Source organism: Amycolatopsis sp. FDAARGOS 1241 (assembly GCF_016889705.1).
In the GTDB taxonomy this organism is placed as follows: domain Bacteria; phylum Actinomycetota; class Actinomycetes; order Mycobacteriales; family Pseudonocardiaceae; genus Amycolatopsis.
Genome location: NZ_CP069526.1, coordinates 8,061,894 through 8,088,121 on the forward strand (window position 1 = coordinate 8,061,894; position 26,228 = coordinate 8,088,121).

Sequence of the window (26,228 nt, forward strand, 5' to 3'; positions counted from 1 at the left end):
TGCTCTTGCGACCGGTTCCCGGGGACCTGCGGGTCAGGCTCGAAAATGTCCTCTGAGCTGTTGTCATGCCCCTCGTCAATGCTGGGCAAACCTGGATCTTCTCCGCACTCGACGGCCTGATCTTGTGCATTTGCAAGCGCCCGCGTACGCACCGCCGCCAACCCCATGATCCTTACCGCACCTTGGCACGCAGCGTGGCGTCAACCCGGAACCCCGATCCTGGGCTCGCGCCCACGACTACGTACAGTGCCCGACTCGTCGAGGCTGCCCATGCCGCCTCGACCACCAAAAGGGCGATCACGAGTCACGCGTTGGGTTTCTCTCAGCATAGCGGCCGCCGCGATTATTGCCATCAGCATTACCTGGGGGTCATTTTTTCCGCAACGAACCTCGGGGGCGGCGCCAAGGATTCCTCAGATGAAGCGTCCGACAAATACAACAATTCCGATTTCAACGATTGTTCGCGTTTTGCCGGCCAGAGTTCGAAGCTTCCCCTACAGCCCATCAGGTGACGCCGCACCTACGACAGCAGTGACACCAGTCCGGTAGATCTCACGGCCAGGCGAGAAGGCGCATTGGCTTGACCTGGCGAGCGACGGGCCCTGCGCCCTGGCCGTTCTCGATCGCAATGCCACCTTTGAAGTGCACTACACGCCGCCAGGCCCGGGCGTGAGCCCCGGCTCCGAGACATGCAACCAGGGCAGCTCCGCAAGATCACGCAGGGGCTGTACGCCGTTGCTCAACCAGGGCAGCGCCGAGGACGAGCCGGCATGTCCGCCGACATCGCTGTCAGGCTGCCGCCAGCGGACACATTTCTGGCTCCAGGGCCATGCGATCGGCCGGCCCGGCAAACTGTCCGGAAAGCTTGAGCGGCAACCCACCATTCGAACCGACACGGGGTTCGAGCGGCCTGATCATGTGGAGTACCAGAGCCGCCCGAACCACCGGGTCAAGATCTCTCTAGTGGTCTGTGTTTGAAGTGGTCTGACGGTTGGACTTCTTGAGGATCTCGTCGGCGGTTTTGGTCCAGATGAAGGGGTGGCAGCGTTCGTTCCAGCCGTCGATGAAGGCGCGGATCTTGGCGTTGAGGTCGTGGACGGAGCGGAAGCTGCCGCGGCGGATGGTTTGGCGTTCGATGATGCCGAACCAGACCTCGACCAGGTTGAGCCAGGAGCCTGAGGTCGGGTGAAATGGACGTGGATTCGCGGGTTCGCCGCGAGCCAGTCGCGGATCTCGGGACGCTTGTGCGTGGCGTAGTTGTCCATCACCAGGTGTAGCTCGTCGTCGGGGTAGGCGCGGGCGAGCTGTTTGAGGAATACCAGGAACTCCTGGTGCCGGTGCCGCGGTTTGACTGCGCCAGTGACCTTGCCGGTGGCGATTTCCAGCGCGGCGAACAGGGTGGTGGTGCCGTGCCGGACATAGTCGTGGGTGCGCCGCTCGACCTGTCCAGGTTGCATCGGCAGCATTGGCTGGGTCCGGTCCAACGCTTGGACCTGGGACTTCTCGTCGACACAGAGCACGATCGCGTTCTCCGGCGGCGCCAGATACAACCCCACCACGTCGGTGACCTTGGCGACCAGCTCTGGGTCGGTGGAGAACTTGAACGTCTCGCTCCGCCAAGGCTGCACCCCGTAGTCCCGCCACGCGCGGGCCACCGTGCCGTTGCTGATCCGCAGCCGGGCGGCCAGCAGCCGGCTCGACCAGTGCGTCACGCCGAGCTTCTTCGGCGGCGGCTTCAGCGTGGCCGCAACGATCTCTCGATGGTCCACCAGCCGGGGCCGCCCCGAGCGCGCCTCGTCGTGCAGGCCGTCGATCCCACCACCCTCATAACGTTCCCGCCAGCCGATCACGGTCGGCCGCGACACCCCGACCCGTTCGGCGATCACACTGTTCGCCACACCCTCGGCGGCCAGCAGCACGATCCGCGCCCGCTGCGCCAGGCCCGCCCGCACCGACGAACTCCTGGTCAACGACAGCAACCGCTCACGATCACCATCACGAAGAGACAGCGCGGCAGCCGGTCGATTCGCCATACCGCATTCTGACACCCACCCAACCGTCAAACAACTAACGACACGCGACACTAGCCCTTGAGCAGTGCCCGAGCCATGACCATGCGCTGGATCTGGTTGGTGCCTTCGTAGATCTGGGTGATCTTCGCGTCGCGCATCATGCGTTCGACCGGGAAGTCGCGGGTGTAGCCGGCGCCGCCGAAGAGCTGGACGGCGTCGGTGGTCACGGACATGGCGATGTCGGAGGCGTAGGTCTTCGCGGCCGAGGCCATGAAGCCGGCGCGCTTGTCGCCGCGTTCGGAGGCGGCGGCGGAGGCGTAGACGAGGTGGCGGGCGGCCTCGATCTTGGTGCCCATGTCGGCGAGCATGAACTGCACACCCTGGAAGTCGGCGATGGCCTTGCCGAACTGCTTGCGGTCCTTCACGTAGGCGATGGCCGCGTCCAGCGCACCCTGGGCGATGCCCAGGGCCTGCGCGCCGATGGTCGGGCGGGTGTGGTCCAGCGTCGCCAGCGCCGTCTTCAGCCCGGTGCCCGGTTCCCCGATGATCCGGTCGGCGGGGATGGTGCAGTTCTCGAAGTAGATCTCCCGCGTCGGGGAGCCCTTGATGCCGAGCTTGCGCTCCTTCGGGCCCACGGAGAAGCCCGGGTCGTCCTTGTGGACCACGAACGCGGAGATCCCGTTGGACTTCTTCTCCGCGTCCGGGTCGGACACGGCCATCACGGTGTACCAGGTGGATTCACCCGCGTTGGTGATCCACGCCTTGGTGCCGTTGAGCACCCAGTGGTCCCCGTCGAGCTTGGCGCGGGTGCGCATCGAGGCGGTGTCCGAACCGGCCTCCCGCTCCGAGAGCGCGTAGGAGGCCATCGCCTCGCCCGACGCGATCGAGGGCAGCACCAGCTTCTTCACGTCCTCCGACGCGGACAGGATGATCGGCTGCGTGCCCAGCTTGTTCACCGCCGGGATCAGCGACGCCGACGCGTCGACCCGGGCGACCTCCTCGATCACGATGCACGCGCCCACCGCGTCGGCCCCCTGCCCGTCGTAGGCCTCGGCGATGTGCACCGCGTTGAACCCGGACTTGTTCAGCGCCTCCAGCGCCTCGACCGGGAACCGCTCCTGGTCATCGACCTCCGCCGCGTGCGGGGCGATCTCCTTCTCGGCCAGAGCCCGGACCGCGGCCCGCAGCTCCTCGTGCTCCTCGGCAAGCTGGTACAGGCCCTCGGCCACTTCCGTCACCTCTTCTGCAGCAATGGGGGAGAGTTCCGTCGATGTTAGCGCTCGTTCACGCCGGGCGCGCCAGTCGTTCTTGTGTCCTTGACCGCACTCTTCGTAAGGTCGGGTGATGGCCATCACCGCGTCGACGCCGCCGCCCGGATTGCCCACTTCCCTCGACTACCCCGATGTCCCGGTGGGTTCGATACTCGCCGGATCGGCAGCCCGCTTCGGTGATCGCACGGCGTTCGCCATGGGCGACGAGAGTCTCACCCACAACGAAACGTACGCAGGTGCCCGCAAGTTCGCCAACGCGCTGCTCGCCCGAGGCATCGGCAAGGGCGACGTGGTCGCTGTGCACCTGCCCAACTGCCTCGCCTACCCGGTCGCCTACTACGGGATCCTGCTGGCCGGGGCCACCTTCAGCCCCACGAACCCGCTGCTCCCGCCCGACGACCTGGCCTTCCAGCTGACGGACTGCGAAGCCGCCGCCGTGATCACGTTCGGCCCGGTCGCGGGCGCCGTCGCGGCGGTCGCCGACCGGATCCCGGCGCGGCTGACGATCGTGGTGGCTCCCGGTGAGGACACCGTCCCGGGCTCGGTCGAGTTCCGCGAGTTCTTCACCGACGCGCCGGCGACCCGTCCGGACGTCGACCTCGAGGTGCGGACGGACCTGGCCCACCTCGCCTACACGGGCGGCACGACCGGCCGGTCGAAGGGCGTCGAGCTGACGCACCGCAACATCGTCACCAACACCCTGCAGGCCGCCTGTTGGAACAGCGGCTCCGTCCCCGCGCTCGACGCGAACGGCGACGTCGTCCTCGACCAGATCGGCAGCGAGCAGGAATGGCCCGGCCGCCTCGGCACCGGCACCGCGATCAACCTCACGCCCTGGTTCCACGCGATGGGCGTGATCGCCGGCCTCAACGCCGCCCTGCTCAGCGGCACCACGACGGTGCTGCATCCGCGCTTCGACCCGGCCGCGTACGTCGCCGACGCGGAACGCCTGCACGTGACATCGCTCGGGGGCGCGCCCGCGCTGTTCGCCGCACTACTGGCGACCCCGGCTTTCCACACGGCCGACTTGTCGTCCGTCCGCAGCATCGGCTCCGGTGCGGCGCCGATGAACCACGAGATGATCCGAGCTCTGCACTCGCGGTTCCCCGGGGTGGTGATCAGCGAGGGGTACGGGCTGACGGAGATGACGATGGGCGCGGTGATCGCGCCGTCGTACCGGTCCGGACTCCGGAAGGTCGGGTCGGTCGGCGGGCCGATCTTCGACACCGAGGTGAAGATCGTCGGGGAGGGCTCCGAGGAGCCGCTCGGCGCCGGGGTTGAGGGCGAGGTGTGCCTGCGGGGTCCGCAGATGATGCGGGGGTATCGGAACCGGCCTGAGGAGACTGCTGCGGCGCTGGTGGACGGGTGGTTGCACACCGGGGATATCGGGGTGCTGGATGAGGATGGTTATCTGTCCATTGTGGATCGCAAGAAGGATATGTTGCTGTACAAGGGGTACAACGTGTTTCCCCGGGAGCTGGAGGAGTTGCTGATCGCCCTGCCGGGGGTGTTGAGTGCGGCTGTGGTGGGGCGGGCCCGGGATGATGTCGGGGAGTTGCCGGTGGCGTTCGTGGTGAGGGAGCCGGGGGCGTCGGTGGTGGCTGAGGGGCTGATATCGGCGGTGAATGAGAAGGTGCTGCCGTATAAGCGGATCCGGGAGTTGTACTTCGTGGATGAGATTCCGGTGTCGGCGGCTGGGAAGGTGTTGAAGAGGGAGTTGAGGAGTCAGCTGCCTCGGTTGGTTTGATGCCTTCGGCTCGTTGCGCTGGCGCGCAACATCGCCGGGCATAGGTTGCGAGGGGCACCCCGATCTTTGAGTGTCACCACGGTCTGGACCACGGAGAAGGCGGGGACCGAGGTGCAGGGCCAGGGCTGGGTGCACTGGTGAGTGGCGGAGATAGGCGACGGTTTCAAAGCCTGGGGAAGCTTGGGTTTGTGCCTCACTTTGCAATTGGAATGGCTACCGCACCCGGCAACACCCGGCAATGCCTCTCGACAACCACGCAACCCTCCCGCCGTACGAAAGGTCACCGATACGCCCGACAAGACTTGCACCCAGACTCCGCCCTGCACCTCGATCCGCAGCCCCCACGCGGTCTGGATCACCTTGTCAAGGCACGCTTTCCAGCCTTGACAAGGTGATCCAGACCGTCGTTACCATCATCGGCTTCGGGGTGCAGGACGAGTCCCCAGCGCAACGTCGCGCCCCGAGGCGCGACGAGCCGCCCCGTACGAAACAACCACCCCGGTACTCAACCCGACCCGTACGAAACGCGACCGTCCGCAACCCCACCGGTACGCAACAATCCGCTACTCAACGCAGGTGGTGACGCAACAAACCGGACCAGGACGACAACCGCCCTACTGCCCAGCCTTCTCCTTCAAAGCAGCGTCCTTTTCCAGCACCATCTGCTGCAGCCCCTGGTGGAACTCCTCGAGCTTCGACTGCAACTGCAGATCCGAAGCCGCCAGCATCCGCACCGCCAGCAGGCCGGCGTTCCGCGCCCCGCCGACCGAAACGGTCGCCACCGGAATCCCCGCCGGCATCTGCACGATGGACAGCAGGGAGTCCATCCCGTCCAGGTACTTCAACGGCACGGGGACCCCGATCACCGGCAGCACCGTCGCCGAGGCCACCATCCCCGGCAGGTGTGCGGCTCCTCCGGCGCCGGCGATGATGGCGCGCAGGCCGCGGGAGGCGGCGGACGTCGCGTAGTCCAGCATGCGCTGCGGGGTGCGGTGCGCGGAGTAGACGCCGACCTCGTACTCCACGCCAAACTCCGTCAGGGCGTGGGCGGCGGCCTCCATGACGGGCCAGTCGGAGTCGCTGCCCATGATCACGCCGACCTGCGGTGCCATGTGTTCCCCTTCAGTGGATCTCGTAGCCGTCGAGCCAGACGGCGTGGGACAGCCAGTGCGCCGACAGCAGCGCGCGCTTGCGCAGGTCGTCCATGCGGTCGCCGACGAAGTTGACGTGGCCGAGCTTGCGGCCTGGCCGGTCTTCCTTGCCGTAGAGGTGGATCTTGACCTCCGGGAAGCGCGCGAAGAGGTGGTGCACGCGCTCGTCGGGGCTCATCTGCGGGGCGAGGTCGGCGCCGAGGACGTTGGCCATCACGCACGCGGGCGCGATCAGGTCGGTGCGGCCCAGCGGGTAGTCGAGCACGCCGCGCAGGTGCTGCTCGAACTGCGACGTGCGGGAGCCGTCCATCGTCCAGTGGCCGGAGTTGTGCGGGCGCATGGCGAGTTCGTTCACGAGCAGGCCGGTCTCCGTCTCGAACAGCTCGACGGCCAGCAGCCCGGTGACATCGAGCGTCGAGGCGATGCGCAGCGCCAGGTCCTGCGCCTCGTGCACGCGAGACTCGGGCAGGCCGGGCGCGGGCGCGAGAACCTCCGTGTTGATGCCACCGGTCTGCACGGTTTCGACGACGGGGTACGCGGCCCCCTGGCCGAACGGCGAGCGGGCGACCAGCGCCGCCAGCTCGCGTTTCATCGTCACCTTCTCCTCGACGAGCAGGGCGGTGCCCGCCTCGAGCAGCTCGGGCACCGTCTCGCGCGCCTGCTGCGCCGTGTCGAGCATCCAGACACCGCGGCCGTCGTAACCGCCGCTGGACGCCTTCAGCACCACGGGCCAGCCGTGCTCGCCGCCGAAGGCGACCACATCATCCACAGTGGACACCTCGGTGAACGCGGGCCCGGGCACGCCCATGCCGGCCATCATTTCGCGCATCACGAGCTTGTTCTGGGCGAACCCGAGCGCCGACGGCGCGGGCCGCACCACGACGCCCTCCATCACGAGCGTCAGCAGGTGCTCGCCGGGCACGTGCTCGTGGTCGAACGTGAGCACGTCGACACCACCCGCGAACGAGCGCAGCGCCTCGAGGTCCGTGTGGTGCCCGATGACCACGTCGGACGCCACGAGCGCCGCCGAATCGTCCGCGTTCGCCGAGAGGATCTTCAGCGACTGCCCGAGCGAGATCGCCGCCTGGTGCGTCATGCGGGCCAGCTGCCCGCCACCCACCATGCCGACGACGGGAAGACCGGTTCGTTTGTCCATAGCGCTGCTCAGGTTACTTGGCCAGGCCCGCGCGACCTGCGGGTACCGGCCAACAGGCCGGCTCAGTGAGCTGCGCCACCGGCCCCCGCGCCCAGCCGCACCCGTCCGGTCCGCCCCCGGCCCCGGGCGCGGCTCGGCCGGCGCGAGCGCTCAAGTGCTTCGCGACGTGCTCGGCGTCGCGGCCGGCGCCGCCGACGAGCATCGACGAGAAGGACCACTGGAACGACAGCCCCACGAAGTACAGGCCCGGCGACGTGGTCGCCACGCCGTGCTGCTCGCGCGGCCAGCCCGTCTCGTCCGTGACCGGCGGGTCGATCCACGAGAAGTCCTGGCGGAACCCGGTGCACCACCATCCGCCGGTGCGTCGCGCTGCGGTTCGGCGTCGACCACGTCCGCCGCCGGTGGCCGGGGCCGCCGGCGCTGGTCGAGGTGGGCGCCGGCGCCGGGCTGAACCTGAGGTTCGACCGGTACCGCTACCGGCTGAAGGGGCAACCGCCGGTTCGTCGCCGGTCGTCGTCGCCTGCGAAGTCCGCGGTGAGCTCCCCGCCGCGCCGGCGCCCGGGATCACCACGCAGCTCAGGATCGACCTGAACCCGATCGACCTGACCGATCCCGACGACCGAGCCTGGCTCGCCGCGTTCATCCGGCCGCAACAGGTCGGCGAGCTCGCCACCCTGCGCGCGGCCATCGACGTGGCTTGGGCACTGCCCACGCCCGTGGTGCGGGGCGACGCCGTCACCGACACCGGCCGGATTCTCGCCGAACTCCCCGGCAGCGAGCCGGTTGTCGTGTTCACCGCGTCGCTGCTGGGTTACCTCACGGCCGGCGAACGGGCGGCCTTCCTGCCCAGCTGCGCGCGAGCCGGCGTCCGGTGGCGTGGGGTTTCCGCCGAGACGCCGGGCCTGCTGGCGGCGAGCCTGGCCGTGCCGGCGCCGCTCGCCCGGCGCACCACGAGCCACGTGGTCGCGGCGAGCCTGCCGGACCACGACGAACTGCTCGCCCTCTCCGACCCCTACCTGCGCCGGCTCGCGCCGGCCCGCCACCCCGCGGACGACTTCACCTGGGCGTGACGGGCACGTCGAGCACGCGGGCCAAGCCCAGCACGCTCTCGTCCACCCGCTGCAGGTGCCGCAGCGCGCGGCGCGTCGCGTTGGCGTCCGCGGCGGGCGCGCCGGGACTGACCTGGACCAGCACGCCGGCGCTGCGCGTGACGGCCGCCTTCGAGCCGTCCAGGTGCGCCGCGAGGGCATCGAGGTTGTGGTCGATCCGCGTCGCCTCGGCGGCGAGCCGAGCTTCGGCGGGGACCAGGTCCGCCGTGGCCGCCAGGCTGCGGACGTGGAAGGCCGCCGTCTCGAGCAGGCCCAGCACTGCACGCGCGGTGCGCCGCCTCGAGCGCAACGGGGTGACCGGGACGAGCAAGGGCTGCACCGAAAGCCGCAGGGTGTCGAGGGCGGAGTCGAGGGCGCGGGCGGACGCGACCACATCACCGTGGTCGTCACCCTCGGCCGAGCCGGACAGCCGGGCCACCGACGCGGCCAGCGCCGAGCGCAGCCGGCCGAGGACCGTGCGCAGCTGCTGGTCCGTGCGGTCCCGGGTGCGCACCGGCAGCACGAGCGCGGCGGCGACCAGCCCGGCCGCGACGCCGAGCGCCGTCTCCTCGATGCGGACCACGAGCACACCCGGCGTGAGGACGTGCAGCAGCGTGTACAGCATCCCGATCATCGTCGTGACGAAAAAGGACATCAGCGTGTACGACACCGCCGTCGTGTAGTACATGCCGAAGACGCTGCCGAGCGCGAGCACGAAGGCGAGCCACGGGTCGTCGCCGATCAGCGCCGCCAGGGCGAGACCGGCGACGACACCGGCGACCGTGCCGAGCAGGCGCCGGTAGCCGCGGACGAGGATCTCGCCGGTCGACGTGGTGCTGATGAACATGACCCAGCACGTGAACACGGCCCAGTACCAGCGTTGCGGCGACAGCAGCTCGCCGCCGGCGATGGCGAGGGCGGAACCGAGTGACACCTGCAGCGCGGTCCGCGTGGTGGGCCGGACGCGCGCGGAGGACACCGCGCCGTTCTCCTTTGTGTCCGCCCGCGCCGGCTCGCGCGCACCGCCGGCGGCCAGCCGCAGGCCGAACAACGCGAAGGCGAAGTCGCCGAGGGAGCGGAAGACGTCCTGCAACGCGCGCGAGGCGTCGGGCAGGTCCACGTCGTGGCGGTACCCGAGGAGCCGCTCTCGCAGCTCGTCCGGCGGCGGTGAGCCGAGCGCCGAGCGCACCGCCCGCAGTTCCGCGATCAGGTGCGCCAGCACCGCGGCATCACGATCGTCGACGGCTTCGCGTTCACGCACCGGCAGGTGCCGCGTGAGGGTGTCCACATCGGACCGGCCCAGGCGCAGCACGAGCACCGCCAGCCGTTCCGCGGCCGTTTCGGCTTCCGCGACCCGCCGCTGGATCACGGGCGCGTCCGCCCCGGCGGCACCCAGCCGGTGCTGGATCAGCAAAGCGCTCGCGTGCAAGCGGGCCGCGGCCCGGCGCACGTCGTCGGCGGACCCGCCCTCGGCTACCGCCACCAGTGCGTCGAGCACGAAGCCCAGCCGCACGCGGAACGCGTGCCGCAGCCGCGCCATCGTGCGGGCGGGCGACGGCCGCAGCACGGCGAAGCGCGTGACCGCCGAACTCACGAACGCCACGACCACGGCGGCGGACAACGCGGGCAACTGGGTCACGCGCGTCCCGACGAACTGTGTGACGAAGAAGAGCTGGAAGACGAAGATCCCCAGAGTCGTGGCACGCGGGCCGAACCGCCTGAAGTGGATGGCGCCGAAGATCAGCACCACGAACACCGCGTCGGCCGCGATCCGGTACGGGGTCAGCGCGCTGCCGAGCGCGATCGTGGCCAGCGCGACCGGCACGCCGGCGGCCAGCGTCCGCGCCTGGTCGCGGGGCCGGGATTCGGTCACCGCGACCGTGGTGACCATCGCGGTGAGGGCGCCCGCGACGAGGATCGGGACGCCGGCGTGCGCGGTGGCCAGGACGCCGAGCGTCAGCACCACCGCGAAGACCACGCTGAGCGCGGAGAACAGCCGGAGCAGTCCGGGATCGGAGGCGATCAGCCGGTCCCGGACTTCCGTCAACCCCAGTCGGTAACGCATCGCGGTGGGTCAGGCCGCCGCGAGCTTCGGGAGCGAGGCGAGGAACTCGTCGACGCTGATCACGTTGTGGGAGATCATGTTCAGGCCGCGCATCATCGCCTGGTAGGTCACGAGCCCGCCGGGAGCTGCGATGGCGTCGGTGAAGGTGGTGACGTGGTAGCCGCGCTCCATCGCGGTGCGCGCCGTCGACTCCACGGCCATGATCCCCGAGACGCCGGCGATCGCGAGGTACTCCACGTTCTTCTGGCGCAGCTGGAATTCGAGGTCGGTGTGGGCGAAGACGTCGAGGCTCTTGTGCGGTGCGAGCACCACGTCACCCGGTTTCGGCGCCAGGTCCGCGAAGAACTCGGCGTTCCACGTGCCGGCTTCGAACAGCCGCTTGTCGAACATCTGGCGGTGGATCCCGGACACGTGCTTCCACGACTGGTAGTCGGCATCGGTGAACGCGGTGGAGGAGTAGAAGATCGGCACGTTCTGGTGTTCACGGACGCCGTCGATCAGCCTCTTGAGGTTCTCGATCGTGCCGAGCCGCTCGTACTCGGGCGCGTAGATGGAATACGCCTTGCCGTCTTCCGAGAAGTTCTCGTTCACGAGGTCGATGAGCAGCAGTCCGACGCGACCGTGTTCGTAGCTGGTGTTCGTCATGGCGAGCCTCCGAGGGATTTCCGTTACGTCAGTGAGTTGTAACGTATCCGATCGGGGCGGTAGTCCCCCAGAGCTGAGATCGTGTTCACAGCCTTTCGTTGTGCGCCAACTGGTTTGCGCCCTTGACCGGCCGAGCGGTCCCGGTCAGCGGGAACCGGCTGGGGTCAAACCGACGTCGTGGCGTCGGCACGGTCCGCGGACTCCCCCGAGGCGCGGTTGCGGGCGCGGCGCTGAAGCGCCCAGCGCACGATCAACGCGACGCCGAGCACCACCGGCGTGAGGATGTAGGCGTCGCCGACGACGTTCTGCCACACCTTCCAGTGCAGCTCGACGTTGCGGCCGTTGGGCAGGATCAGCAGCACGCAGCTGACGAACACGAACGCCACGAGCCCCGTGCCGAGCCACCGTTTCCACGCCGTGGCCGGCGTCGTCTTCGGCAGCCGCGACACCAGCAGCACGATCAGCGGCGCGACCCACACCCAGTGGTGCGACCAGGAGATCGGGGACATCAGCAGCGTCCAGAAGGCTGTGACCAGCAGCGCGGCGAGCGCCTGGCCGCGGCGGTGGAAGCGCATGAGCAGCCACAGCGCCGGGATCGCGAGCAGCAGCCCGATTCCCATCGCGGCCTTCGACGCCCACGGCGCGAGGTCCGTGGCGCGGTTCATGAGGGCGGTGAGCGACTGGTTGCCCGCCCAGTGCACGGGCCCGATGCGGCCGGTGTCGGGCAGCGTCGCGGTCCAGTAGCGCCACGCGTCGTGAGCGTTGACCAGGAACATCAGGGCCTGCATGAGCACGAACGTCGCGAGCCCCCGCACTGCGTCCTTGCGGCGGCCGGTGATGAACAGGTGCCCGATGAACACCAGCGGGGTGAGCTTGATCGCGGCCGCGACGCCCACCAGCACGCCGCCCCACCGGCTGCCGCGCGCGCCGAGCACGAGCATGTCCAGCAGAATCATGGCCATCAGGATCAGGTTGATCTGACCGAGGAAGATCGTGCGCCACACCGGTTCCAGACCGAGGAACACGAGGAAGAACACGATCGTCGACCGCGCCGGCGACGCCCACCAGCGCGGCCCGGCCTCGTCCGGCCGCGGCAGCGCGCCGATGGAGATCCGCACGGACAGCGCGAGGGCTCCCAGCGAGACGGCCGTGAGGAAGCCCCACGCCACCTGCGTCGGCACGATCGCGAGCGGCACGAACAGCAGCGCGGCGGTCGGCGGGTAGGTGAAGGGCAGCAGCGCCCACCACGGTTCGGTCTTGAGCGTGTTGGTGTCGTAGAGCGAGTCACCGTGCAGCAGCGTAAGGGCCCCGCCGCGGTACACGGCGCTGTCGACGCCCAGGTTCCACTCGTGCGTCCACCCCCAGATCCCGACGGCGATCGCGACCAGCGGGATCACCGACAGGATCAGCATCGACCGCGGCCGCACGGACAACCGCGCGAGCGACCTGCGCAACGCCAACCTCGGCAACGCCCCGCTCACCGGAACATCGCCCTCGACAGCGGCGGGTACGGTCCTGGTCACCCCACCAGGAAATCATGAACGGCGCGGCGCGGGCCCGATGGGTGGGCCGCGCCCATCGGGGACCTCGGCGGCGGGGTCTTGGCTGATGGCGTGTGGTGGGAGCGGCCGGGCGAGCCGCTGCCGCGCATCCCCCGAGGTGAGATTCGGGTCTCTCCCGGGTCCCGTCACCACTCGATCGAGACGGCCGCAGACCTTCCCGCGCCCTTGTGCCACCACTCCCGGCCCGGCAACACGCCCCCACCCTCCCGAGGGGGGCGTCCCCACGTCCATTCTATCGGCCAGCCCCGACAAAAATGGACCAAACAGACACTGGAGCCGGAGTAGTCCACAACTGCGCGTCCCTGTGGACACCGACCAAGATTCCGGGTGAGTCCAGGCGAAACATCACGCCGAAACTGCCGCTCACCACCGGCGGCAGACCGTTCAACGCAAACCGGCACCGTCCGGGCGAAAACGCCAGCTGCGTCCGACCCGGCCCCACCGCAGACCCGGCCCCCACCACAGACCGCCCGACCGCGGACCGCCCAACCGCAGCCCCAGCCCCAGCCCAGCCGCAAAGAAGCCGGCCTCAGCCCCGCCCCAGGTCGGCCAGCAGGTCGCACGCTCTGTCGTGCGTGGCGGGCAGCCGGACCGCCGATACGCGGGGCTGGTTGACCTCGCGCAGCTGCGCGTCGACCGACAACCGGTCGTTCAGCGCGCGCCGCAGGGCCACCCCGCGGGAGGCCAGCCGGTCGTCCCGCCGGCACAACGCCGCCACCACCGAAGGCCCCAGAGTCGCGTAGCTCTCCCCCGTGTCGAACACCCACCGGACCGCGTCGGCGACCAGGATCATCCCCGTCAGCCGCGGCCATCCGGACACCGTGGTGAGGTCCAGCCCCACCACCAGCAGCACGTGGTCGTCACCCGACCCGGCCCGGTAGACCTCGCCCAGCCGCGTCCGCAGGTACGCGGCCGACGGCAGCCCGGTCAAGGGATCCGTCACCTCCGTGTGCACCAGCTGGTCCGTCGCGACGTCGGCCCACGCCAGGGCGGTCACCCGGAGCAACCGGGCGGGCGTCGCGTCCACGTCGGGGGAGACGAAGCCGTCGACGGACTCAGGGTCGGCCAGCACCGCGTGCAACGCCGCCAAATCGGACAGCGTCTCCCCCAGCCCCGCACCGGCGGCGGCGCGGGCGCGGCCGAGGCCCGCAAGGGCCGTTTCGGCGCCCGTGGGGCCGTGGCGCATGACCGCGGCGCACACGGCGTCCACTTCGGGCAGCGCCCAGTCACTGGGGAAGCGCCACCCCGCGGCGAGACTGGCGGTGCGCCAGCGGGCCCGCAGCGCGCGCAGGGAACCGTCTCGGGTGCGGGGATCCTGCTCGCCGGCGGGACCGGACAGCGCCCCGGTCGCCGGTACGTCCACTGGTCACCGCTCCTTCCCGAGTCGCTGTCGATCTTGTCCTGCTCCACTCAGGGGACGTGATCCGCCCGTCCGCGTGACGGCGTTCCTGCGGCTTTTTCCGGAACCGGTTTCACGATGGCGGGTGAACTCGTTGGGCCGTCGGAGTCAACAGACCGACCACGAGGTGACGGGTATCTCCGCGTCCGTCACACTTGTGCTCGCGTTGGAGAGGTAGATCGTGGCTGGTCCGGTCACGTGTGCCAGAAGAAGGAGCCCCGTGTCCACCGTCCCCGCCGATCTGTCCGGTAAGAGCGACGCCGAGCTGATCGCCGAGGTCCGCGCCGGGAACATCGCCAGCTACGGACCGCTGTACGAACGCCACAGCGGCGCGGCGCACAACCTCGCCCGCCAGCTCGCACGGTCCAGCTCCGAGGCCGACGACCTCGTGTCGGAGGCGTTCTCGAAGGTCCTCGACACGCTGCGCGCCGGCAAGGGCCCCGACTCCGCGTTCCGCGCCTACCTCCTCACCGCGCTGCGCCACACCGCCTACGACAAGACGCGCCGCGATCGCCGCGTCGACCTCAACGAGGACATGAGCGACGTCGGCGGCTCCGTCGGCGAGGCGCTCACCGTGCCGTTCTCCGACACGGCCGTCGCCGGTCTCGAGCGGACGATGGCGGCGAAGGCGTTCGCGCGGCTGCCCGAGCGCTGGCAGGCCGTGCTGTGGCACACGGAGATCGAGCAGCAGAGCCCGGCCGAGGTCGCGCCGCTGCTGGGCCTGACCGCCAACGGCGTGTCCGCGCTCGCCTACCGCGCCCGCGAGGGCCTGCGCCAGGCGTACCTGCAGGTCCACCTGCAGGAGAACGCCGCCGAGCGCTGCCGCGCGACTGCCGACCGGCTCGGCGCGTGGACGCGCGACGGGCTGTCCAAACGCGAACGCGCCCAGGTCGAGAGCCACCTCGACGAGTGCGAGAACTGCCGGGCGCTGGCCGCCGAGCTCGCCGATGTCAACGGCGGCCTGCGCGCGATCATCGCCCCGATCGTCCTGGGTGGTGCCGCGCTGGGTTACCTCGCGACGATCGGCGCCGCGAAGGCGAGCGCGGCCACGGCGGGCGCCACGGCCGCCGGTGCCGGCGCGGCCGCCGCGGGTGGGGCGAAAGCGGGAGCGGCCGCCGCCGCGTCCGCGCCCCGGCAGTTCGTCGGTGTCGCGGCTTCGGGGGCGGCCATCGTGGCGACGGTCGCGGTCGCGCTGGCCGCGGCCGGGTCCCCGCAGGAGATCCCGGTGGCGGCGCCGGTTCCGCCCCCCGCCGCCGCGCCCGCGGTGCCGCCGGCCAAACCCGCACCGCCCGCACCCCCGGCCCCGCCCGCGCCACCGCAAGCCCCGCCGCCCGCACAGCCGGCCCCGCCGCCCGTCCAGCCGCCGCCGGCCCAGCCGCCCGCGGCTCCGCCCACCCAGCCCGCGCCGCCGCAGATGTCGGCGACCACACCGCCGGGCGGGCTCGAGCTACAGCCCGACAACGGGCCGGTGACGCTGCCCATCACGGTCCGCAACGACGGCGGCAGCCCGTCCGACCCGGTCCAGGTGGCGCTGAACCTGCCGCCGGGTGTGTCCGCCGTGCCCGCCGGTGGTGGCGGGGGCGCCGTGGGCGGCTTCGCGCGCCGAGAAGGCCCGCAGGCCGCGAACGACCAGGTCACCGTCGACTGCCCCGGCGGCACCGGCACCGTGACTTGCAAAACGGGCTCGGGCCTGCAACCCGGGCAGTCGGCCGTGCTCACCTTCCGCCTGAAGGCCGACGATTCGGCACAGGGCGGCACCGTCACCGGATCGGTCACCGCGGGCACGAAGATCAAGGTCGCGGTCAGCGTGAAGGTCACTGTGAAGGCGCCGCCGGACGCGCTGCTGCTGCAGGCCGACACCGACGGATTGTCCGCGTTCCCCTGGACGCGCAACCCGCTCGTGTACGTCCGCGTGCGCAACACCGGCAAGACGACGAAGCCCGTGACGGTCACTTTCGACCACGCGCTCTACCAGTCGTGGAGCCTCAGCGGCTTCCCGTGCCACTCGACACCGGCGGGCGCCACCTGCACCACCCGCGGCGCGCTCGCGCCCGACCAGCACGTGAACCTGTGGGTGCGGCTCAGGGGCCGCCCGGCGCACGACGCGCCGGTCACGGTGAGCGCGACGCTCGGCCGGGCGGCTCAGCAGGCCCGGGTGACGTTCGGCTGCTGGATGGAAATCTGCGACGTGCCGTACCCGACGACCGGGGTGCCGACGCCGTCCCCGTCGTCGTCCACTTCGGAGACGTCGCCGGACGATCCGACGCCGAGCTCGACCCGGTGGTCCCCCAAGCCCTCGCGCAAGCACCCGACGCCGTCGAGCACGCCGCCGGCGAAGCCGACGGACCCGGTCACGACCACGTCTCCGAGCACGCCGTCGACGACCACGAGCGCGCCGCCGACCCCGGGATCGGGCGACTCGGGCAAACCCGATCACACCGCCCCGACGCTCGAGCCCCGCGGCTTCTTCGACTGGCTGAGGGAGTAGCGTCCGGCGAGTGCGCGCGTTCCTGGCGAAGCATCGTGAGCTGCTACGGTTCGCCGTGGTCGGCGGCGCGAGCTTCCTCATCACCACGGCTGTCACCTATGTCCTGAAGTTCACCGTGCTGCGGGAGAACCCGGTGACGGCGCTCATCGTGGGCGTGCTGGTCGCGACGATCTTCTCCTACGTCGCCAACCGCGAGTGGTCCTTCCGCACCCGCGGCGGGCGCGAACGGACCCACGAAGCCGCGCTGTTCTTCCTCATCAGCGGCATCGCGCTCGGGCTCAACGCGCTGCCGCAGTGGATCTCGCGTTACGTGCTCGACCTGAGGGAGCCGCACCTGAGCCTGTTCGGCCAGGAAGCGGCCGACTTCGTGAGCGGCATGATCATCGGGACGCTGCTCGGCACGTTGTTCCGCTGGTGGGCGTTCAAGAAGTGGGTGTTCCCTACGGAGGGTGCTCGCCTGCGCGCGGTGAAGGAACCCGACGAACCGAACATTCCGGGCCGCAAGGCCGCCTGAGACCTGCGGTGACCTCGGGTTCTCTAGACTGAATTCCGTGACCGTCGTCGAGACCGTGCTGGCCCGCACACCGGAGCCGCTGCGCTCGGTGCTCATCAAGCACCGGGAGATGCTCAAGTTCGCGATCGTCGGCGGCACGACGTTCCTCGTGGACAACGGCGTCTGGTACCTGCTGAAGCTGTCGGTGCTGGAGCAGAAGCCGACCACGGCCAAGGCCATCGCGATCATCGTCGCGACGATCGTCTCCTACGTCCTCAACCGCGAGTGGTCCTTCCGCACGCGCGGCGGGCGCGAACGGACCCACGAGGCCGCGCTGTTCTTCGTCATCAGCGGCGTGGCCGTGGTGGTGAACCTGATCCCGCTGTACGCCTCGCGGTACGTGCTGCACCTCGAAGTGCCCTACGTCGCCCGCTTCGTGCAGGAGATCGCCGACTTCGCGAGCGGCTCCATCATCGGCATGCTGCTCGCCATGGTGTTCCGCTTCTGGGGCTTCAAGAAGTGGGTCTTCCCCGACGAACTCGGCGAACGCCGCGAACGCCGTCGCGACACGCCGGTCACGCGCCTGCCGCGCTGAAGTGGGTGCTCGCGGACATGTAGTTGTCTAGCGTCATGTTCATCGTTGCCCTTCCTTGAGAGACGCCGCCCGGCTTCGACCGGGACCGGCGGGACGAAGCCGAGGTGATCGCCGAGCGCGAAGAGGACCGGGCCCCGGTGGGCACCGGTTGGCCCCTTTTCCGTCTCGTGCCTGGGCACGTCCGGGGTTGTGCCCTGGTACCCCACGTGCCGTTCTGACCACCGCCCGCGTGCCGTCCCCCGCGCACGTCCGCGTGCGGTTTCGGCCTGATCTCAAGGAGTTCTGGAGTGATCCTCGTTCTCGGCGCCACCGGCAAGGTCGGCTGCGCCCTCGTCCCCGCCCTGCTCGACGCCGGCGCGCCCGTGCGCGCCCTCACGCGCGACCCGCGCCGGCACCTCATCGACCCGCGCGCCGAGGTCGTGCGCGGCGACCTCGACGACACCGCGGCGCTGCCCCGGCTGCTCGACGGCGTGCGCCGCGTCTTCGTCCTCACCCCCGGCCACGGCGGCGACGGCGCGGCCCAGGAGAGCGCGCTCGCGCACGCCGCCGCCCGCACCGGCGTGCGCCACCTCGTCAAGCTGCCCACCACCGGCGTCCACTTCGGACAGACCGATCCCATTACGCGCGCCCACGCCCGCGCCGAGCGGGCGATCCGCGCCACCGGTCCCGCGTGGACGATCCTGCGGCCCGGCACCTTCATGGACAACCGCCGCGCGTGGCTGCAGTCCGCGCGGGCCGCCGGCGCCGTGCACGTGCCCGAAGGCGATCCGGCGTCGGCGCTGATCCACCCGCGCGACATCGCCGCCGTCGCCACGCTCGTGCTCACCACACCCGGCCACGAGGTGCGACCTACTCGCTCACCGGCGGCGAGGCGCTCACCCCCGCCCAGCAGGTCGCCATCCTCGGCGACGCGCTGGGCCGACGGCTCCGGTACGTCGAGGAACCCGAAGTCGCCGCCCGCGCGCGAATGCTCGCGCAGGGCTGGCCCGCCCAGGCGGTCGACGGGTCCGTCGAGCTGAAACGCCAGCCGCCGGCCGCGAAGACGTCGTCTTCGACACGGTGGAACGCCTGCTCGGCCGCAAACCGCTCACGTTCGCCGACTGGGCCCGCGAACTCGGCTAACGCGGCACCGGCTCCGCCGGCCAGCGGACCTCACCCACGTCGTCCGGGCGCGGGACCTTGAGGAACAGGCTGAAGATCGCCGGGCGTTTGTTGGACAGTTCGAGGCGGCCGCCGTCGGCTTCGACGAGGGCGCGGGCCAAGGCGAGGCCGACGCCGGTGGAGCCGCCGCCGGAGAACCCGCGTTCGAAGATGTGCGGGGCGATCTCGTCGGGCACGCCGGAGCCGGTGTCGCCCACCTCGATGACCACCGTGGCGTCGGATTCGCCGCGGCGGGCCGCCAGCGTCACGGTGCCGGCGCCGTGGCGCAGGGCGTTGTCCAGCAGCACGCCGACGACCTCGCGCAGCCGCGCCGGAGTGGCGCGGGCCATGAGCCCGTCGGCGATCTTCAACCGCAGGTTGCGACCCTCGACGCGCAGCAGCTGCCGCCACTCCTCGGCGATCTCGGGCAGCGTCGCGGGCAGGTCCACGGGCTCGGCGTCCACCTCGCGCGCCGCGCGGGCCGCGGCGAGCAGCTCGTCCAGCGCCTCGGCCAGGCGGTCGGCCTGTTCCTGCGCGGCGCGCGACTCCTCGACGACGTCGGGGTCCTCGTGCACGGTCAGCGGTTCCAGCCGCAGCTGCAGCGCGGTGAGCCGGCTGCGCAGCTGGTGCGAGACGTCGCCCACGAGCTGGCGCTCTCGCTGCACGAGCTGAGCCAGCGCCGAAGCCGACGTGTCCAGGGCCTCGGCGACCATGTCCAGCTCGGCCACGCGGTATCGGCCCGGGTCGGGCCGGAAGTCACCGCCGCCGAGGCGCGACGCGCGATCGGCGACGTGCCGCAGCGGCTTCGCGAGCCGCCGCGCGGTCACCGTCGCGACCACCGCGCCGGTGCCGACGGACAGCACCACCAGCAGCACGACGAGCAGCGTCACCTGCGTCTGCTTGGTCCGGACGGGACCGCTCGGGATCGCCAGCACGACCTCGCCGCGCCGGGCCGTCGGCACGCGCTCGACGACGGGATCGGGACCCGGGTCGACGCCGAGGTGCTTTTCGATCAGGCCGTCGCCGCGGACCTCCAGGAAAGCGCCATGCGGCACCCCCACACGGAACTGTTCGATGTCGACCTGCTGGCCGTTGGCCACCTCGGTGTCGACGGTCGCGGCGATGCTGCGCGCGCGTTCGGCGAGGCTCTCGCGGTTGAGGTTCTCCACCAGCCGCCACGCGGTGACGCCCAGCGGGATGCCGAGCACCGCGGCCGTGACCAGCACGGCCAGCAGGATGGCCATCAGAATGCGGCGGCGCATGCTCATCGCCAGACGATTCAGTCGACGTTGAAGCGGAACCCGACACCACGGACGGTCGCGATGCGCCGTTCGCCGTCGGAGTGCGTGGATTTCGCCGGTCGCCCGGCCGCTTCGTCGGCCGCGACGGCGAGTTTGCGGCGCAGCCACGACATGTGCATGTCGAGCGTCTTCGAGGTCTTCGACTCCAGGTCGTTCCACACCTCGGCGAGGATCTCGTCGCGGCTCACGACCTGGCCCGCCCGGCTCATCAGCACGCGCAGGAGCTCGAACTCCTTGTTCGCCAGCTGCACCTCGTGCAGGTCGACGGTCACGAGCCGCGCACCCAGGTCCATGCGGACGCCGCCGGCCTCGAGCACCTCGGGCACCCGCCGGCGCAGCAGCGCGCGGATGCGGGCGAGCAGCTCCGCCAACCGGAACGGCTTGGCCACGTAGTCGTCGGCCCCCGCGTCGAGCCCGACGACGAAGTCGACCTCGTCGGTGCGGGCCGTGAGCATGAGCACCGGCAGCTCCGTGCCGCCCGCCCGCAGGCGGCGGCACACCTCGAGCCCGTCCATGCCGGGCAACCCGAGGTCGAGCACGAGCAGGTCGACGCGGTGGGCGGCCGTCGCGTCCATGACCGCGGGGCCGTCGGTGACGACCTCCACCTCGTACCCCTCTCGCTGCAGCGCCCGGGACAGCGGCTCGGCGATGGTGGGGTCGTCTTCGGCAAGTAGGACCATGCTCACCTGAGCAACCTTACGGCGAACACCCGTGAAACCATCGTGACCGTGCCTGGCTACGAGGATGATCTGACCCTTGCCACCCGGCTGGCTGACGCCGCCGACGCGATCACCACAGCGCGTTTCCGCGCGCTCGACCTTTCGGTGTCCCGCAAACCGGACCGCACCCCGGTGACCGACGCCGACACCGCCGTCGAGGACGCGATCCGTGCGATCCTCGCCACAGAGCGTCCCGGCGACGCCGTCGCGGGCGAGGAGCGCGGTGGGACCGCCGGCGCCACCGGCCGCGCCTGGGTGCTCGACCCCATCGACGGGACCAAGAACTTCCTGCGCGGCGTCCCGGTCTGGGCCACGCTGATCGCACTGGTCGCGGACGGCAACCCGGTCGTCGGCATGATCAGCGCACCCCTGCTCGGCCGCCGCTGGTGGGCGTCGAAGGGCGACGGCGCGCACAGCAGCGACAGCGCCGGCACGCGCGAGCTGTCGGTGTCGTCGGTGGCTTCGCTGGAGGACGCGTACGTGTCCACGACGGACTTGAACACGTGGACCGAGTACCACTCCCGCGAGAAGTACCTCGCGCTCACCGAGACTTGCTGGGAATCCCGCGCCTTCGGTGACTTCTGGCAGCACTGCCTCGTCGCGGAAGGCGCACTCGACCTCGCCGCCGAGTGCATCGTCAACCCGTGGGACGTCGCGGCGGCGCAGGTGATCGTCACCGAAGCCGGCGGGCGCTTCAGCGACCTGGCCGGGGTGGCGACCTACGAAGGCGGCTCGGCGTTGTCCAGCAACGGCTTGGTGCACGACGCCGCGCTGGCGGTGCTCAAGCGCTAGGCAGGTGCTCCTCGGCCCAGTCCGACAGCTGGGCCAGCACCGGCAGCAGCGCCTGCCCGGAATCGGTGAGCCGGTACGACACGGCCACCGGGGGACCTTCGAACACCGTGCGCTGCACCAGACCGGCATCGACGAGGGTCGTCAGCCGCTCGGACAGCACCGAGTCGCTGACCTTCCCGACGGCGCGCGACAGCTGCCGGAACCCCGACGCGCCGCGGCCGAGCTGACCGATCAGCAAACCCGTCCAGCGCATGCCCAGGATCGAGAAGGCGCGGGTCAGCGCAGCGTCGCCACGTACGCAGTCCTCATCCGACACCCGCGGGATCTTACTCGACGCGAGTTGCTTCGCTTTTCGAAGTCGATACTCTTGGCGTAGTCACACATCGGAGGTGTTCGTGAAGATCGGGTTCACGCTGCCGCAAACCGGCGCGGTCGCGAAGCAGGCCAGGCAGGTCGCGCGGTACTCGCGCGAAGCGGAGCAGCTGGGGGCCGCCAGCCTGTGGGTGATCGACCGCGCACTGGCTCCGGTCGAGCCGAAGGTCGGCTACAACGGCGCAGACACGTTCCCCGCGGAGTTCGACGCGATCCTCGACCCGTTCGCGCTGCTGGCGGTCGCCGCGAGCGCGACCGAACGAGTCGCCATCGGGTCCAACATCCTCAACACGCCGTGGTACTCACCGGTCCTGCTCGCCCGGACGCTGACGACCCTCGACCTGCTCAGCGACGGCCGGCTCATCCCTGGCCTGGGCGTCGGCTGGTCGCCGGACGAGTTCGAGGCGATCGGCGTGCCGATGACCGAGCGCGGCGCGCGGTTCGACGAAATCCTCGACGTGCTCGACGAGCTGTGGACCGCCGATCCCGCGGCGCACTCCGGGAAGTTCTGGCAGATCCCCGCCACGCGCTCGGCGTTGAAGCCGGTGCGCAAACCCCCGGTCTACCTCGCGGGCTTCTCGCCGTCGGCGATGCGCCGGGTCGCGCGCCGCGCCGCGGGCTGGCTACCCGCCGTCGTCCCGCCGCACATGACCGACCTCGACTCCGCCGTGACCAAGCCGCTGGCCACGATCCGCGAGCTGGCCGCCGAAGCCGGGCGCGATCCCTCCGAACTGGACGCGATCCTGCGGATCTACCCGACGGAACGCAGCAGCGAGGTCGTCGCGCAGGTCGCCGACACGATCAAGCGCGTCGAGCAGGAAACCGAGGTGCGCCACGTTCTCGTCGACCTCATGTACCAAGCGGACGACGTCGACGACTTGCTCGGGCTCGTCGAAGGCGTGCTGAAAGCTAGTTAGCGCCGGGGAGCACGCCCACCGCGCCGCGGGCGACCTGGGACCACGCTAGGCGGCCGAACAGGTAGTGGCACGCGACCTGTTCGGACGTGAAGCGGGCCCAGTCGTAACGGTTGCCCTGCTCGCGCCAGAAAACCTCCCAGCCCTCGCCGTCGGCGGGCATGAGGCACCAGGCGTTGTCGGTTTCGGCACCGACGGAGACGACTTCCGCGGGGACGCCCAGGCGGTCGAGCCACCGGCGGATCGACTGGGTGTTCAACGCGCCTCCCGCGTGACGTCGGCCAGGAACCCCAAGGTGACCAGCTCGTCGGCGGCCAGGACGGCACGGTACCGGACGCCGCCGCCGGGCTGGCCGAACCACTCCGGCGCGGCCGAACGCCACATCGGCACGGGCTTCACCACGCGGTAGCGCCGGTATCCGGCGTGGCGGGCGGACTCCGGCAGCGAACGGCGCGCGAACGGCGTGCCGTCGGCGGCGAAGAGCCGGCCGTGCTCGTCGCCGAAGCGGTCGATCAGCGCGCCGCCGGGCAGGACCACGGCCGCTTCCTCACTCACCGGCGGCCAGCCCTCCTCGGCGCTTCCCGGTTCGTAGCCGTCGAAGAGCGCGGCCGGCGGCTCGGGGTCGGCGGGTGGCGCGGGCGTGCGCCGGAGGCCGCGGGTGACGTAGTCGAGCGTCTCGGTGTCGTCGAGCAAAGCCGCCTGCGGGTGGTCGAACGGCCCCCGTCCCGGCACCGGCCGCTGCACCGCGGGCCGGTCCGCGGCGACGGGCAGGTGGCCGATCGGAAACATGTGCACGAGGAACAGCGCCAGCACGCTCTCGCGTTCGGTCCGCGGCGCGCCCATGGGAGGCTGCGAAGGAGGCGCCGGCGGCTGCGGCGGCGCGTAGCCGCGGAAAACCGGCGCCGGCGGCACGGGGTTCGCGGGCACGCGGTGCGGAGGGACGGCGCCCGGGGGCACGCGTGTCCCGGTCGGTGGGGTGGGGACGTCGTCGAAGCCGCGGTCGAGGAGGCCACTGTATTGAGCCGGGACGCGGATGGGCCCCGTCGCGGTGTCGACGGCTGGGTCGGAGCCGACCGGATCGGCCTGTTCGGACACGGGCACCCTCTTCTCGGTCGCTCCGTCGTCAGGGAGAGACGTCCGCCGCGCCTCCCGGTTCCGCACAATTCCCCGATAGGGCGAATTTCGACACGGCACCGGACAAGCTGGTGATTTCACCTTATCGGGCGGGAGCGATCTCCCGTCGCACCAACGCCCGCGCCACTCCGCGCTGTTCGACGACCGCGAAACCCGCGCCGGTGAACAAGCCCAGCGTCCCGTGGTAGAGGTCGGCGGGCGACCGGTCCCCGGCCGTCACGGGGTAACCCTCGACGGCGTCGGCGCCGTGGCCCGCGGCGTAGCCCACCGCCGCGGTCAGCAACGCGGCCGCCAGCCCGCGACGACGGCCGCGGCGGTCGACGTAGAAGCACGTCACCGACCACACGTTCCCGGAGAACTCCGAGGCCGCGACCGGAGACCGCGCCAGCCGCGGGTTGTCCGCTCGCGGCGACACCGCGACCCAGCCGAGCGGCTCGCCCTCGACGACGCCCAGCAAACCCAGCGGACGGCCCGCCCGGGCCTCGTCGCGCGTGTGCTCCTTGCGCCCGGTGCGCCCCGCGGCCTTGAACTCCGGTCCGGTGAGCCGGAAGAACGAACACCAGCAGCCGCCCTGCGCCCCGCCCGGGCCGAAGAGCCGCTCGAACAGCGGCCACGACGCGGCATCGAGCGGGACGAACTCAGCCGGCAAGGGCGTTGACCACCCGCGACGGCGACGGCCGCCCCAGCTGCCCGGCCATCCACACGCTCGTCTCGACGAGCCTGCCGAGGTCCACGCCGTGCTCGACGCCCAAGCCCTCCAGCAGCCACACCAGGTCCTCGGTCGCGAGGTTGCCCGTCGCCGACTCCGCGTACGGGCAGCCGCCGAGCCCGCCGGCCGATGAGTCCACAGTAGACACCCCGGCGCGCAGCGCGGCTTCGGTGTTGGCGAGCGCCTGCCCGTAGGTGTCGTGGAAGTGCACTGCCAGCGCCTGGACGTCCACACCGGACTCGCCGAACGCCTCGACCAGGCGCGTGACCTGGCCGGTGGTCGCGACGCCGATCGTGTCGCCCAGCGACAGCTGCGAACAGCCGAAGTCCAGCAGCCGCTTGCCCGCGCGCACGACCTGCTCGGCGGGCACGACGCCCTCCCACGGGTCGCCGAAGCACATCGACAGGTAACCGCGCACCTGAAGGCCCTCGGCGCGGGCGCGCGTGACGACGGGCTCGAACATCGCGAACTGGTCGTCGAGCGTCGAGTTGAGGTTGCGCTTCGCGAAGGTCTCGGTGGCGCTGGCGAAGATCGCGATGTGCTCCACGCCGGCCTCGAGCGCGCGGTCGAGGCCACGCTCGTTGGGCACCAGCACCGGGTAACGCACGCCGTCGCGGCGGTCGAGGCCGGCCAGCAGCTCCTCGGCGTCGGCCAGCTGCGGCACCCACTTCTCGTGCACGAAGCTCGTGGCCTCGAGCGTCCTGAGCCCGGCGCCGGCGAGGCGGTCGAGGAACTCCAGCTTCACCTCGACGGGCACGACCGACTTCTCGTTCTGCAGGCCGTCGCGCGGGCCGACTTCCCAGATCGTCACCCGCTCCGGCAGGCCGGTGACGGCGACCCGTTCGGGCAGGCCGAGTTCACGGGCGCCCACGTCAGCGCCGCCGTCCGCGCGGCGGGTGGTTGCGCGGCAGGGGTTCGGTGCTCTGCGCACCACCCGGCCCCGCACCCGGCTGGCCCTGGTAATCGTCGTAGGGGTTGTCGTTGACCTCGCGGTAGATCACCGTGTGCACGCGCTCGACCTGGGGGATGTCGTCGAACCGCAGCGGCTCGTCCGAAGCCGACTCGATGATCAGCGTGCCGCAGCCGAACACGCGGTCCAGCAGCCCGTGCTCGAACTGGACGCTGTTGATGCGCGACATCGGGATGTCGATGCCCGTGCGCTTCAGCACGCCCTCGCGCGCGATCAGCCGGTCGGTCGTCACGATGAAGTGCGTGGTGCGCCACCGCACGAGCGGTGTCAGGAACAGCCACACCACCAGCACGAGCGCGACGACACCGATGGCGATCATGGCCACGTTGTTCCAGGGCGCCGTCGCGTCCTGCGCCAGCAGCAGGAGCCAGACGGCGGCCGCGATCGTGATGACGAACGCGACGAACGGGAAGATGAGCATCTTGAAGTGCGGGTGGCTGTGCACCACCACTTCCTCGTTCTGGCTGAGCAAATCGTCCGGATAGGCCACGGCGGACGCTCCCCT

General features: G+C 70.8%; 24 protein-coding genes and 2 pseudogenes. 9 read left to right on the top strand and 17 right to left on the bottom strand.

Going from position 1 to position 26,228, the window contains the following annotated elements; translation table 11 throughout:
• Positions 1 to 65: 65 nt before the first annotated feature.
• Positions 66 to 512 (top strand): hypothetical protein, encoded by a 447-nt coding sequence (locus I6J71_RS39105; RefSeq protein WP_204091454.1) that lies wholly within the window; start codon positions 66 to 68, stop codon positions 510 to 512.
• A 448-nt stretch (positions 513 to 960) separates the two neighbouring features.
• On the opposite strand, the pseudogene I6J71_RS39110 reads toward I6J71_RS39105, so the two are convergent.
• Positions 961 to 2,033: pseudogene (locus I6J71_RS39110) on the bottom strand (IS630 family transposase).
• 50 nt (positions 2,034 to 2,083) lie between these two features.
• Positions 2,084 to 3,241: an acyl-CoA dehydrogenase family protein gene (locus tag I6J71_RS39115; RefSeq protein WP_370542036.1), complete on the bottom strand. Its 1,158-nt coding sequence runs from the start codon at positions 3,239 to 3,241 to the stop codon at positions 2,084 to 2,086.
• Positions 3,242 to 3,356: 115 nt separating this feature from the next.
• Between I6J71_RS39115 and I6J71_RS39120 the strand changes: the two genes are divergently transcribed.
• Positions 3,357 to 5,030 (top strand): class I adenylate-forming enzyme family protein, encoded by a 1,674-nt coding sequence (locus I6J71_RS39120; protein ID WP_204091456.1) that lies wholly within the window; start codon positions 3,357 to 3,359, stop codon positions 5,028 to 5,030.
• Positions 5,031 to 5,644: 614 nt separating this feature from the next.
• Here the strand turns inward: I6J71_RS39120 and purE are convergent.
• Genes purE through I6J71_RS39135 form a run of 3 tightly spaced genes read right to left on the bottom strand, consistent with a single transcriptional unit; the run spans position 5,645 to position 7,602 of the window.
• A complete protein-coding gene (purE, locus tag I6J71_RS39125) occupies positions 5,645 to 6,142 on the bottom strand; it encodes a 5-(carboxyamino)imidazole ribonucleotide mutase (RefSeq protein ID WP_204091457.1) in 498 nt (165 codons plus the stop codon).
• 10 nt (positions 6,143 to 6,152) lie between these two features.
• Positions 6,153 to 7,337, bottom strand: a complete 1,185-nt coding sequence (locus I6J71_RS39130; protein ID WP_204091458.1) for a 5-(carboxyamino)imidazole ribonucleotide synthase — start codon at positions 7,335 to 7,337, stop codon at positions 6,153 to 6,155.
• Positions 7,338 to 7,350: 13 nt separating this feature from the next.
• Entirely contained in the window at positions 7,351 to 7,602 is a 252-nt protein-coding gene (locus I6J71_RS39135; protein ID WP_204091459.1) for a hypothetical protein, read from the bottom strand.
• Between the two features lie 104 nt (positions 7,603 to 7,706).
• Here I6J71_RS39135 and I6J71_RS39140 point away from each other — a divergent pair.
• Positions 7,707 to 8,407, top strand: a pseudogene (locus I6J71_RS39140) (DUF2332 family protein).
• Here the strand turns inward: I6J71_RS39140 and I6J71_RS39145 are convergent.
• The 4 genes from I6J71_RS39145 to I6J71_RS39160 all read right to left on the bottom strand — a co-directional run bounded on the left by I6J71_RS39145 (position 8,394) and on the right by I6J71_RS39160 (position 14,060).
• A complete protein-coding gene (locus tag I6J71_RS39145; RefSeq protein ID WP_204091461.1) occupies positions 8,394 to 10,472 on the bottom strand; it encodes an FUSC family protein in 2,079 nt (692 codons plus the stop codon). The pseudogene I6J71_RS39140 and the gene I6J71_RS39145 sit on opposite strands and share 14 nt — an antisense overlap.
• 27 nt (positions 10,473 to 10,499) lie before the next feature.
• The gene (locus I6J71_RS39150; RefSeq protein WP_204091462.1) at positions 10,500 to 11,135 is read right to left on the bottom strand and encodes a cysteine hydrolase family protein; all 636 of its coding nucleotides are present in this window, start codon (positions 11,133 to 11,135) and stop codon (positions 10,500 to 10,502) included.
• A gap of 164 nt (positions 11,136 to 11,299) precedes the next feature.
• On the bottom strand, positions 11,300 to 12,658 hold the full coding sequence (locus I6J71_RS39155) for a glycosyltransferase 87 family protein (protein ID WP_204091463.1): 1,359 nt from the start codon (positions 12,656 to 12,658) through the stop codon (positions 11,300 to 11,302).
• 568 nt (positions 12,659 to 13,226) lie between these two features.
• Complete coding sequence (locus tag I6J71_RS39160) at positions 13,227 to 14,060, bottom strand: GGDEF domain-containing protein (protein WP_204091464.1); 834 nt, start codon at positions 14,058 to 14,060, stop codon at positions 13,227 to 13,229.
• 256 nt (positions 14,061 to 14,316) lie between these two features.
• On the opposite strand from I6J71_RS39160, the gene I6J71_RS39165 reads away from it, so the two are divergent.
• From I6J71_RS39165 to I6J71_RS39180, 4 genes are all read left to right on the top strand, one after another.
• Positions 14,317 to 16,584, top strand: a complete 2,268-nt coding sequence (locus I6J71_RS39165; RefSeq protein WP_204091465.1) for a sigma-70 family RNA polymerase sigma factor — start codon at positions 14,317 to 14,319, stop codon at positions 16,582 to 16,584.
• A 10-nt stretch (positions 16,585 to 16,594) separates the two neighbouring features.
• Positions 16,595 to 17,098 (top strand): GtrA family protein, encoded by a 504-nt coding sequence (locus tag I6J71_RS39170; protein WP_204091466.1) that lies wholly within the window; start codon positions 16,595 to 16,597, stop codon positions 17,096 to 17,098.
• Between the two features lie 37 nt (positions 17,099 to 17,135).
• Entirely contained in the window at positions 17,136 to 17,672 is a 537-nt protein-coding gene (locus tag I6J71_RS39175; protein ID WP_204091467.1) for a GtrA family protein, read from the top strand.
• 287 nt (positions 17,673 to 17,959) lie between these two features.
• Positions 17,960 to 18,691 (top strand): SDR family oxidoreductase, encoded by a 732-nt coding sequence (locus tag I6J71_RS39180; protein WP_239154163.1) that lies wholly within the window; start codon positions 17,960 to 17,962, stop codon positions 18,689 to 18,691.
• A 99-nt stretch (positions 18,692 to 18,790) separates the two neighbouring features.
• On the opposite strand, the gene I6J71_RS39185 is transcribed toward I6J71_RS39180, so the two are convergent.
• The gene (locus I6J71_RS39185; protein ID WP_204097458.1) at positions 18,791 to 20,074 is read right to left on the bottom strand and encodes an ATP-binding protein; all 1,284 of its coding nucleotides are present in this window, start codon (positions 20,072 to 20,074) and stop codon (positions 18,791 to 18,793) included.
• Positions 20,075 to 20,091: 17 nt separating this feature from the next.
• On the bottom strand, positions 20,092 to 20,793 hold the full coding sequence (locus tag I6J71_RS39190; protein WP_204097459.1) for a response regulator transcription factor: 702 nt from the start codon (positions 20,791 to 20,793) through the stop codon (positions 20,092 to 20,094).
• 42 nt (positions 20,794 to 20,835) lie between these two features.
• On the opposite strand from I6J71_RS39190, the gene hisN reads away from it, so the two are divergent.
• The gene (hisN, locus tag I6J71_RS39195; RefSeq protein ID WP_204091468.1) at positions 20,836 to 21,624 is read left to right on the top strand and encodes a histidinol-phosphatase; all 789 of its coding nucleotides are present in this window, start codon (positions 20,836 to 20,838) and stop codon (positions 21,622 to 21,624) included.
• Here hisN and I6J71_RS39200 read toward each other — a convergent pair.
• Entirely contained in the window at positions 21,614 to 21,940 is a 327-nt protein-coding gene (locus tag I6J71_RS39200; protein ID WP_239154164.1) for a helix-turn-helix domain-containing protein, read from the bottom strand. The genes hisN and I6J71_RS39200 overlap by 11 nt on opposite strands.
• A gap of 79 nt (positions 21,941 to 22,019) precedes the next feature.
• Between I6J71_RS39200 and I6J71_RS39205 the strand changes: the two genes are divergently transcribed.
• Positions 22,020 to 22,913 (top strand): TIGR03619 family F420-dependent LLM class oxidoreductase, encoded by an 894-nt coding sequence (locus tag I6J71_RS39205; protein WP_204091469.1) that lies wholly within the window; start codon positions 22,020 to 22,022, stop codon positions 22,911 to 22,913.
• On the opposite strand, the gene I6J71_RS39210 is transcribed toward I6J71_RS39205, so the two are convergent.
• From I6J71_RS39210 to I6J71_RS39230, 5 genes are all read right to left on the bottom strand, one after another.
• The gene (locus I6J71_RS39210; RefSeq protein ID WP_204091470.1) at positions 22,906 to 23,169 is read right to left on the bottom strand and encodes a hypothetical protein; all 264 of its coding nucleotides are present in this window, start codon (positions 23,167 to 23,169) and stop codon (positions 22,906 to 22,908) included. The two genes, I6J71_RS39205 and I6J71_RS39210, sit on opposite strands and share 8 nt — an antisense overlap.
• On the bottom strand, positions 23,166 to 24,005 hold the full coding sequence (locus I6J71_RS39215) for a TNT domain-containing protein (protein WP_204091471.1): 840 nt from the start codon (positions 24,003 to 24,005) through the stop codon (positions 23,166 to 23,168). Before I6J71_RS39215 ends, I6J71_RS39210 begins: the two co-directional genes overlap by 4 nt.
• A 121-nt stretch (positions 24,006 to 24,126) precedes the next feature.
• Positions 24,127 to 24,693, bottom strand: coding sequence for a GNAT family N-acetyltransferase (locus tag I6J71_RS39220; protein ID WP_204091472.1), 567 nt, complete (start codon positions 24,691 to 24,693; stop codon positions 24,127 to 24,129).
• Entirely contained in the window at positions 24,683 to 25,624 is a 942-nt protein-coding gene (locus I6J71_RS39225; protein ID WP_204091473.1) for a hydroxymethylglutaryl-CoA lyase, read from the bottom strand. The genes I6J71_RS39220 and I6J71_RS39225 overlap by 11 nt, the downstream gene beginning before the upstream one ends.
• 1 nt (position 25,625) lies before the next feature.
• A complete protein-coding gene (locus tag I6J71_RS39230) occupies positions 25,626 to 26,213 on the bottom strand; it encodes a PH domain-containing protein (protein ID WP_204091474.1) in 588 nt (195 codons plus the stop codon).
• Positions 26,214 to 26,228 lie beyond the last annotated feature (15 nt).